The 8,811-nt window shown below is 58.7% G+C and carries 12 protein-coding genes; 8 read left to right on the top strand and 4 right to left on the bottom strand.

Going from position 1 to position 8,811, the window contains the following annotated elements; genetic code table 11:
- Both ABYT07_RS16685 and nth read right to left on the bottom strand, forming a co-directional pair.
- Positions 1–660: adenosine kinase (locus ABYT07_RS16685; RefSeq protein WP_372993167.1), on the bottom strand; the 660-nt coding region annotated here is incomplete at its 3' end.
- The gene (nth, locus tag ABYT07_RS16680; protein WP_372993166.1) at positions 657–1,301 is read right to left on the bottom strand and encodes an endonuclease III; all 645 of its coding nucleotides are present in this window, start codon (positions 1,299–1,301) and stop codon (positions 657–659) included. The genes nth and ABYT07_RS16685, both read right to left, overlap by 4 nt.
- Before the next feature lie 167 nt (positions 1,302–1,468).
- Here nth and ABYT07_RS16675 point away from each other — a divergent pair, with 167 nt between their 5' ends.
- The 4 genes from ABYT07_RS16675 (at position 1,469) to ABYT07_RS16660 (ending at position 4,501) form a co-directional block, all read left to right on the top strand.
- Positions 1,469–2,098, top strand: a complete 630-nt coding sequence (locus tag ABYT07_RS16675) for a Hint domain-containing protein (protein ID WP_372993165.1) — start codon at positions 1,469–1,471, stop codon at positions 2,096–2,098.
- A gap of 61 nt (positions 2,099–2,159) precedes the next feature.
- A complete protein-coding gene (locus ABYT07_RS16670; RefSeq protein WP_372993164.1) occupies positions 2,160–3,041 on the top strand; it encodes a methylated-DNA--[protein]-cysteine S-methyltransferase in 882 nt (293 codons plus the stop codon).
- 137 nt (positions 3,042–3,178) lie between these two features.
- A complete protein-coding gene (locus ABYT07_RS16665) occupies positions 3,179–3,844 on the top strand; it encodes an OmpA family protein (RefSeq protein ID WP_372993163.1) in 666 nt (221 codons plus the stop codon).
- A gap of 114 nt (positions 3,845–3,958) precedes the next feature.
- Positions 3,959–4,501 carry an NADPH-dependent FMN reductase gene (locus tag ABYT07_RS16660; RefSeq protein WP_372993162.1) on the top strand — a complete coding sequence of 181 codons (543 nt, stop codon included), beginning with the start codon at positions 3,959–3,961 and terminating at the stop codon, positions 4,499–4,501.
- Here ABYT07_RS16660 and ABYT07_RS16655 read toward each other — a convergent pair.
- Positions 4,498–4,914 carry a VOC family protein gene (locus tag ABYT07_RS16655; protein WP_372993161.1) on the bottom strand — a complete coding sequence of 139 codons (417 nt, stop codon included), beginning with the start codon at positions 4,912–4,914 and terminating at the stop codon, positions 4,498–4,500. The genes ABYT07_RS16660 and ABYT07_RS16655 overlap by 4 nt on opposite strands.
- A 41-nt stretch (positions 4,915–4,955) precedes the next feature.
- On the opposite strand from ABYT07_RS16655, the gene ABYT07_RS16650 reads away from it, so the two are divergent.
- Together ABYT07_RS16650 and ABYT07_RS16645 are read left to right on the top strand one after the other, a co-directional pair.
- On the top strand, positions 4,956–5,738 hold the full coding sequence (locus tag ABYT07_RS16650; protein WP_372993160.1) for an acyl dehydratase: 783 nt from the start codon (positions 4,956–4,958) through the stop codon (positions 5,736–5,738).
- A 105-nt stretch (positions 5,739–5,843) separates the two neighbouring features.
- Entirely contained in the window at positions 5,844–6,356 is a 513-nt protein-coding gene (locus ABYT07_RS16645) for a GNAT family N-acetyltransferase (protein WP_372993159.1), read from the top strand.
- Here ABYT07_RS16645 and ABYT07_RS16640 read toward each other — a convergent pair.
- Positions 6,353–7,384, bottom strand: a complete 1,032-nt coding sequence (locus ABYT07_RS16640; RefSeq protein ID WP_372993158.1) for an NAD(P)/FAD-dependent oxidoreductase — start codon at positions 7,382–7,384, stop codon at positions 6,353–6,355. The two genes, ABYT07_RS16645 and ABYT07_RS16640, sit on opposite strands and share 4 nt — an antisense overlap.
- Before the next feature lie 61 nt (positions 7,385–7,445).
- Between ABYT07_RS16640 and mnmD the strand changes: the two genes are divergently transcribed.
- A complete protein-coding gene (mnmD, locus tag ABYT07_RS16635; RefSeq protein ID WP_372993157.1) occupies positions 7,446–8,117 on the top strand; it encodes a tRNA (5-methylaminomethyl-2-thiouridine)(34)-methyltransferase MnmD in 672 nt (223 codons plus the stop codon).
- Positions 8,114–8,811: DMT family transporter (locus ABYT07_RS16630; protein ID WP_372993156.1), on the top strand; the 698-nt coding region annotated here is incomplete at its 3' end. The genes mnmD and ABYT07_RS16630, both read left to right, overlap by 4 nt.

The following is an 8,811-nucleotide window of genomic DNA, read 5'->3' as shown; positions in this document are numbered from 1 at the left end:
TCTGATTTCGGCCTCGTTGCCGATGACGAAATCAAGTTCGTCTGCAATCATGCGCAGGAAATCGGCCCGGTGACGGTCAACGCAGAAGGGATCTGAAATCGCGATGCCTGCTTTGCCACCCGCAGCACGGGTCAGGCGAGATGCTTCAAGGAAGGCTTGTTTGCCCTGATCCTTGTCGAACAGATACCCTTCGAGGAAAATGATTCTGGCCGCAGATGCCACAGCATCCGGCACATCTGCAGGCCCAAGATCGGTTGAAATCCCCAGATAGGTGTTCATCGACCGTTCGCCATCGGGCGATACAAAGATCATCGACCGCGAAGTTGGCAGATCGCCGCCCGCCACGGGTGCGTTCACGAAATCAGTGCCGCCGTCGATCATGGATTGCGCATAGAATTTGCCCAAAGCGTCGTCATTCACGCGACCGATAAACGCTGTTGGCAATCCAAGCGCGCCGATCCCGGCGATCGAATTCGCAACCGATCCGCCGGGCGTTTGCAGCCGATCTTTCATCTCGCCGTACAGTTCTTCGGCGCGGTCACGTTCGATCAGTTGCATGATGCCTTTTTCGATGTTCATGTCGCCAAGAAACGCGTCATCGGCATGCGAGATTACATCGACAACGGCGTTGCCGATGCCAACCACTTCATATTGGGTCATTCAGTTTTGTCCTCATAGGGGCAGAGATCACGGATGATACAGGTCCTGCACAAGGGCTTGCGCGCCTTGCAGTGGTAACGACCGTGCAGGATCATCCAGTGATGGGCGTGTTGTTGAAAATCAACGGGAATATTGTCTTCGATGGCGCGTTCAACCGCGTCCACAGTTTTGCCGGGGCAAATGTTGGTGCGGTTGCCCATGCGAAAGATATGGGTGTCGACCGCTTGCGCAGGATAGTGCCACCACATGTTCAGCACGACATTGGCCGTTTTGCGCCCCACACCGGGCAGCGATTGCAGCGCAGCGCGGCTGTTGGGGACGATGCCCGCATAGTCATCGACTAAAATCTGGCTAAGTTTAATGACATTTTTGGCCTTCTGGCGGAACAGGCCGATTGTTTTGATATGCTCAATCAGTCCCTCAAGCCCCAAATCCAACATCTGTTGGGGCGTTTCGACCGCCTCGAACAAGGACTTGGTCGCCTTGTTGACACCGACATCAGTCGCTTGCGCGCTTAGGGCTACAGCAACCAAAAGCGTGTAAACATTGGTGTGATCCAGCTCTCCCTTGGGCTCTGGATCGACGGCGTGAAAGCGGGAAAAGATCTCGCGGATCGTATGATAATCAAGTGGTTTTGCCATAGCGAAGGGTATGCGTGGATTTTTCCGCCAGAGCAAGAACAAGACGGTGCGCGTATTTACAAACTGTTTACCGAGATTCCAAGTTTTCGTCGCAAGTATGCAGTTCCAGTCGATAAGCTGAGAACGTAACAGTAGTGCAAGCGCCCAAAAGGCGAAAGTGAGGGACGATGTCGGTCGAATTGACTTTTTCAAAAGCATCGGGCTTCGGCCCGGGCGCGATGATTATGACGATGGATGGTGAACTGCCTGTTGAATGGTTGGAATCAGGTGACCGTTTGATCACCCGTGATCATGGGGCACAGCCGATTTTGGCGATCAAGCGGTCGCGTGGTATCGGGCCGGACGGTTTGCCCTTGTTGCCGCCGCTGCATTTGCGGCCTCGTGAAAACGCCGCAACCGAGGGCCTGCAAGAACCGCTGCGCCTTTCGCCGCACCATCAGGTTCTGGTAAGTTCGCCACATGTCGCGCTGAATTTGGGCAAACATGAAGCGATGGCCGAAATTGGTGCATTGTCCCGGCGTATTGCCCCCCGGCCAGACCCGAATGCGCCTGCCATCAGCTATCACCACATTATTATGGAACATCATGAATTGATCCTTACCTGCGGGATTTGGGCCGAAACAACGGGGCTTGAGACCGCAGCCATGTTGTCGGTGCCGCCTGAGATCCGCCGCACGAGCAAGGTTTTTGCCGAAGACGCAAAAGCCCCGCGCATGTGTCTGAACCGGGTCGAATCCAAGATGATCCGTGATTTGCTGGACCCAGAAGAAACGCTTTTGCATCTTTTGGCCGCCTAACGCAGCGCTTTGGCGCAAGTTTCGGGTCGCCTGAATGGTCCGCGGTGATTAGCGTGGGGGTATGACACAAGATATCACCCCCCCGCCCCCCACGGCAAAGCCCGAGACAGAAAATGATTACCATTACGGTGTCATGCGTCGTGCCATTGACCTGATTGATCATGCGGCTGACCCGATGGCACTGGACCAGATCGCCAGTGAAATGAACATGAGCGCCGCGCATTTCCAGCGGCTGTTTTCCCGCTGGGTCGGGGTGTCGCCGAAGCGGTATCAGCAATATCTGATGCTGGACCACGCCAAGATCTTGCTGCGTGATCGGTTTACGACCCTTGGAACCGCCCATGCTGTTGGCCTGTCAGGGTCCAGCCGCCTGCATGATCTTTTCCTAAGATGGGAGGCGATGAGCCCGGGTGATTTTGCCCGCAAAGGCGATGGGCTGGTGATCTCTTGGGGGTGGTTCGACAGCCCCTTTGGCCCGGCCTTGGTCATGGGCACAGAGCGCGGCATTTGCGGTTTGGCGTTTTCGGCCGAAACCGGTGAAGAGCCCGCAATGCAGGACATGCGCCGCCGTTGGCCGGGTGCGACGTTTCGCGAAAACCCCGACATGTTGCGTGACTGGGTGCGGATCGCCTTTGCCGCCCAAGATGGCAGTGGTGGAAAGGCCCCCATCTATCTGATCGGTGCGCCCTTTCAGATCAAAGTATGGGAGGCCTTGTTGAGCATCCCGTCAGGTCAGGTCACGACATATTCCGAAATCGCCCAAACCATCGGCACCCCCAAAGCCGTGCGTGCAGTGGGGACGGCTGTCGGGCGCAATCCGATCAGTTGGTTGATTCCCTGCCACCGCGCCTTGCGCAAATCAGGTGGGCTGGGGGGCTATCACTGGGGCCTGCCGGTCAAACGCGCGATGCTTGCCTTTGAATCCGCCCGCGCCGACGCCTGACCGATAGGCGGCTTCTGGCCGATCCCAGCCGCCGATGCATCACCAAGACGGTTCTCTGGGAACTGATCGCGATGTATGGACGTTATGCAACGAGACGCCTCGCCCGAACGGGGCCCAAACCAAAGGCAAAATTAGACATGACTTTTTCAAAGATGACCATCGCCGCAGCACTGACAAGCGTTCTGGCACTTAGCGCGTGCGAACCCGGCCCAATCGGTGGCAACCCGAATGACCCCAATGCCAAGACCCGGAACGGCGCGCTGATCGGTGCAGGTGCCGGTGCCGTTATCGGCGCATTATCCAAGGGCGACGGAAACCGTGCAGATGGCGCGTTGGCGGGTGCCCTCGCCGGTGGTGCGCTTGGTGCAGGTGTAGGCTATACCTTGGACAAGCAAGAGGCCGATTTGCGCCGTCAGCTGAATTCCAACGTTATCATCACCAACACCGGTGACCGGTTGATCGTAACACTGCCGCAAGACATTTTGTTCGCGACCGATAGCACGACTGTGCAGTCCGGTATGCAAAGTGATCTGGCGGCTTTGGCGCGCAACGTGAACGTCTACAGCAACTCGACGCTGCAAATCATCGGCCACACCGATAGCGATGGCGACGCCAGCTATAACCAGCAACTGTCCGAAGGGCGTGCAAGCGCCGTGGCGAATGTGCTGATCGGCAACGGTGTACCGCGCAGCCGCATTCAGGCCGTCGGACGCGGCGAAAGCCAGCCTGTCGCCAGCAACCTGAACGCATCAGGCAAGGCGCAAAACCGTCGTGTAGAAATCGTTATTCTGCCCAACGCGTAAATCTCAATCACGAAAAAGATCAAAGCAGGCCCTGGCACCACGCCGGGGCCTCTTGCTTTTGCACCACGCCGCCACAGGTCTTGGGGCAGAACAACGTCAAAAAGGAATAGAAAAATGGCCAAACCAAAACTTGTCGGTATTTCCGGATCTCTGCGCGCTGGATCAACCAATTCGATGCTTCTGGCCGAAGCGGCGCGGCTGTTCGGCGATTGCGACTATGTACAGGCCGACATCCGCTTTCCCTTGTATGACGCCGATTATGAACAGGCCAATGGTGTCCCGGACAGCGTGCAACAGGTGGCGAACCAGATCGCTGGTGCAGATGCTGTTATGATATCCACTGTGGAATACAACAAGGGTCCTTCCGGAGCCCTCAAAAATGCGCTGGATTGGATCAGCCGGGTCGACGGCACGCCATGGTCAGGCAAACCGCTCGCCGTCATGTCCGCCGCAGCGGGGCGCGCGGGGGGCGAACGCGCGCAGTTGATTCTGCGCAGCTTTATGGTGCCGTTTCGTCCGCGGATATTGCAGGGGCCGGAAATTCATCTGGCCAACAGCGGGAATGCCTTTGACGATCAGGGCCGTTTGACCGGCGACATGTATGTCAAAGAACTGACCCAGCTTATGGAATCACTGCGTGCCGAGATTGGCCGCTAAAGCGCGGGCACGCTGACCTCGATCAGATTTCGGTCGGGGTCGCGCAGGTATAGCGATGTGATCGGCCCGGTTGCCCCTGAACGTGCAACCGGGCCGTCTTCGATTTTGATGCCGTGGATGGTCAGATGCTTGACCCAGTCAGCAATCGGGGCGTCGGTCAGAAAACATAAATCCGCAGTGCCGGGCGCGGGGTTGGCTGCCTTGGGGTCAAATTCGCGGCCCTTTTGATGCAGGTTTATTTTGGACTGTCCAAAGCGTAAGGCCCAGCGTTTGCTGCCATCTGCGACTTCGAATTGCTGACCTCGCATGCCCAGAACCTGCGTATAAAAACGCACTGTCTCGGGGATGCTGGACACCGTGAGAACAAGGTGATCAAGCTCGCGAACGCGGCATTGAATATCGGGCTGCGCCATGGCACCTCCTTGGGGAACGTTCCTAACCTTAGTGTGATCCTATGACCGAGCAACGTAAACAAGATATGATCGACCCCGCCCGTGCCGATGCTTTTCATGTTGCCCTTGGTCAGAAACAAGCGGTGCAGGCGGGTGATCCGTTGCCTCCGTTCTTTTATCAGCTCTATTTTTGGGAGCCTGAGCCACCGGTTTCCCTGGGCCGTGACGGTCATCCGCTTGTGGGCGGGCTGATCCCCGATATGGGGCTGCCGCGTCGGATGTGGGCAGGGGGGCGATTATCATTTGAACGCCCGCTTTTGGCAGGGATCGGGGCGGAAAAGCGCACCATCTGCGAAAGCCAGCAGCGCAAGGATGGCCGGTCGGGGCCGCTGGGCTTTGTCACCTTGCGCCATGAAATCTGGCAGGACGGTGCGCTGTGCCTGACCGAATGGCAAGATCTGGTCTACCGCGAAGACGCGACGCCTGATGCGCCCCAACCAACAGCCCCCACGGCGAGGACCGACGCAGAAACGGTGTCGGCTGTCGATTTCAGCTCGACCTTGTTGTTTCGCTATTCGGCGCTGACCTTCAACGGGCACCGCATTCACTATGATCTGGAGTATGCCCGCGACGTCGAAGGCTATGGCGGGTTGGTCGTGCATGGCCCGCTGCTGGCGCAGCTTTTGATGCTGAAGGCCGAAGGTGAATTGGGACCATTGACCCAATTCACCTTCCGCGCCACATCGCCCTTGATGCATTTCGAAACGGCATCCTTGTGCCGTAATGATCGCGAACTGTGGGTCGCGGGGCCGGATGGTCGCCAATGCATGGTGGCGACCGCCTGAAAACTCATGGCACCCGCAGATCGCTTTGACACGAAGTTCGGGCATTTCTTGGCATTGACGACATCCCGAGGGACATCGCCGCCTAGACGCAAAACGGGAAATCGTATGACAACCAACATCAGACCTTTACGCGCTGAAGACTTTCCCGACGTTGGGCGCATTTTCTTTTGCGCGATCCACGAGGGAACCCGACATGTCTACACCCTCGACCAAAGGCGCGCATGGGCAGGGGACACGGTTAATCTGGCTGGCTGGAAGGATCGCGTGAAAGACCTGTCAGGCTTTATCGCAGAAGAAGGAGGCGAAGCGGTCGGGTTTATGACCATTGATCAGACAGGATATGTCGACCTTGCATTTGTATTGCCGTCGGCCGCAGGTCGGGGCATCGGCGGCGCGCTGTTGATGGCGGTAGAGGATTGGGCTGCAAGGAATAGCGCTGATCGTCTGACCACCGCAGCAAGCTTGGCCGCCCGGCCATTCTTTGAAAAACGCGGATGGTGCGTGGTAAAAGAGGAAGAGGTGGACAGACAGGTGGTCGCCTTGACACGTTTCCAGATGCACAAAACCATCGTTCGGGACGACGAACAGGGCAGTTCCACAGCTTCGGGACCTCCCTAAAAATTATCCTCGACCCGGAATCCATCGGGGATTGTGTCGCGCCCGTCCAGCATCAAATCGGCCATGACCTGCGCCACTTTCGGGGCCATGCCAAAGCCGATTTTGAAGCCTCCGTTGGCGACATAGTGGCCAGACCTTCCGGGCCAAGCCCCCAACATCGGGGCGCGGCTGCGGCTGCGCGGGCGCACGCCGGCCCAGCGGTCGATCACCTGTGCCTGTGCCAGAGCCGGCACGGCGGCGCGGGCCGCAGCGATGACATCGTCAAGCTGCGCGTCGGTCTGGTCGGGGCTGTTATACTCACGCTCAGAGGTGGATCCGATCGCGACGGTCCCGTCGCCATGGGGGATGACATGCACGCCGCCCGCAAAAAGCTGCGGCAGCCCGCGCGCATTATAGGCCAACAGTGCGGCCTGTCCTTTGACGCCACTGCCGACCATGCGGCTGTGGGCCGCGGTCATTTCAGCAAGCCCCGCCACACCCGTGGCCCAAAGCACCTGCCCACGATCCGCGCCCTTTGCTGTCACGTGAACACCTTTCGCGCGCAACGCCTGCACCAAGGCCGCGCAGGCCAAGCGTGGGTGGATCAGCGCGCTGAGTGTATCATGGATCAACCAGCCTGACGGGCTATTGGGTTCCCACGCCGCACCTGTCGTTGGAACGACCTGCCAGATTGCATTTTCTTGCCACAAGGCTTGCGCGGTTTCGCTGCGTCGATGGGCCAAGGCCAGACCTGCGTCATCCGCAATGGGTTGCAACCGGCCTTTGCGGGCATAGCCGGATTGCCCGCCGCCGGTTGCTTCGATCTCGTGCCAAAAGGGGGCTGCCATCAACAGACTGTCCAGTTGAAATGCCTTCTTGGCGTTCCAATTTTCCGGCACATGGGGTGCCAGCGCCCCGACAATCCCGCCGCTGCTGCCCGCCGCAGGACCGCCCGGATCAATCATCTGCACCGTTGCGCCGCGCTGGGCGCAGGCCCATGCGATCGACAGCCCGAATATTCCCGCCCCGCGTATCGTGATTTCGGCCATTGCCAATCCTTGCCCTTTTTGCGCAGTGTTCCCGAAAGCCCCGATAACACAAGGTCGCCACGTGGAGAACCAGACAGCACAGATTGAATGGAAAGACAGCGGCGTGCCGGTGTCGTCCCATTTTGATGACCCGTATTTCAGCCTCGATAACGGGGTCGAAGAAACCAAGTATGTGTTTCTTCAGGGGAATGACCTGCCGGGTCGCTTTCGCGACGGTTTTCGCATCGGTGAATTGGGGTTTGGTACCGGCCTGAACCTGTTGGTGGCGTGGGATGCCTGGACGCAAAAGGGCTGCAACGGCACGCTGCAATTCACCTCGTTCGAGGCGTTCCCGATGTCGCGCGAAGACATGGCACAGGCGCATCAGGCCTTCCCGGACTTCAAAGGCAAACGCGATGCCCTGCTTGAGGCTTGGACGCCCGAGGGCGGCAACATGACCTTTCCCGGTCTTGATCTGACGGTGATCATCGGGGATGCGCGCCAAACCTTGCCCGTATGGGACGGTGTGGCCGACGCATGGTTTCTGGACGGTTTTTCCCCCGCAAAAAACCCCGAACTGTGGGAACCGGATTTGCTTGAGGACGTGGCCCGCCATACCGCGCATTTTGGCACAGCTGCGACCTATACCGCAGCAGGGGCGGTGCGCCGCGGGCTAGCAACAGCAGGCTTTGCGGTTGAACGCACCAAGGGCTATGGCCGCAAGCGCCACATGACGCGGGCCGTGCGGGTATGACCCGCGCCAGCAACAGGGCTGCAGCCGCAGCGCAGTCCAATAATATTCCGCTGGGCATCACGCTCATGGTCATCACGACACTTGTCTTTGCCGTGCAGGACGGGCTTTCGCGGCATCTGGCGTCAGAATACAACGTGCTGATGGTGGTGATGATCCGCTATTGGTTCTTTGCGGCCTTTGTCATTGCCATTGCGAAACGGAATGCAGGTGGGCTGCGCGCAGCGGCCAAAACAAGCCAGCCGGTGCTGCAAACGCTGCGTGGTCTGTTGCTGGCCGCCGAGATTTGCGTGATGATTGTAGCCTTCACCATTCTGGGGCTTGTGGAAAGCCACGCGGTTTTCACCTGTTACCCCCTGTTGGTCGCGGCGCTGTCGGGGCCGGTTCTGGGCGAAAGCGTGGGCTGGCGGCGGTGGGCGGCGATTGGCGTCGGGTTCATCGGGGTGCTGATCATTCTGCAACCGGGGATGAACGTGTTTGACCCCGCCGCTGTTATCCCGTTGGTCGCGGCGGCGATGTTTGCGATCTACGGGCTGTTGACCCGCTATGTCGGCCGCAAGGACAAAACCGCCACCAGCTTTTTCTGGACCGGCGTCACCGGGTCCATCGCGATGACGGCCACCGGTATCTGGTTTTGGGAACCGATGATCGCAACCGACTGGCTGATCATGGGCTGTCTGTGCATCACCGGCGTCAC

Source organism: Sulfitobacter sp. (assembly GCF_041552635.1).
Taxonomy (GTDB): domain Bacteria; phylum Pseudomonadota; class Alphaproteobacteria; order Rhodobacterales; family Rhodobacteraceae; genus Sulfitobacter.
The sequence above is the reverse complement of the archived record's forward strand: the minus strand, read 5'-3'. Positions and strand labels throughout refer to the sequence as shown.

Excerpts from the sequence above, each read along its gene's own strand:
- nth (WP_372993166.1), bottom strand. The coding sequence starts at position 1,301 with ATGGCAAAACCACTTGATTATCATACGATCCGCGAGATCTTTTCCCGC.
- ABYT07_RS16675 (WP_372993165.1), top strand. The coding sequence starts at position 1,469 with ATGTCGGTCGAATTGACTTTTTCAAAAGCATCGGGCTTCGGCCCGGGC.
- ABYT07_RS16670 (WP_372993164.1), top strand. The coding sequence starts at position 2,160 with ATGACACAAGATATCACCCCCCCGCCCCCCACGGCAAAGCCCGAGACA.
- ABYT07_RS16665 (WP_372993163.1), top strand. The coding sequence starts at position 3,179 with ATGACTTTTTCAAAGATGACCATCGCCGCAGCACTGACAAGCGTTCTG.
- ABYT07_RS16660 (WP_372993162.1), top strand. The coding sequence starts at position 3,959 with ATGGCCAAACCAAAACTTGTCGGTATTTCCGGATCTCTGCGCGCTGGA.
- ABYT07_RS16655 (WP_372993161.1), bottom strand. The coding sequence starts at position 4,914 with ATGGCGCAGCCCGATATTCAATGCCGCGTTCGCGAGCTTGATCACCTT.
- ABYT07_RS16650 (WP_372993160.1), top strand. The coding sequence starts at position 4,956 with ATGACCGAGCAACGTAAACAAGATATGATCGACCCCGCCCGTGCCGAT.
- ABYT07_RS16645 (WP_372993159.1), top strand. The coding sequence starts at position 5,844 with ATGACAACCAACATCAGACCTTTACGCGCTGAAGACTTTCCCGACGTT.
- ABYT07_RS16640 (WP_372993158.1), bottom strand. The coding sequence starts at position 7,384 with ATGGCCGAAATCACGATACGCGGGGCGGGAATATTCGGGCTGTCGATC.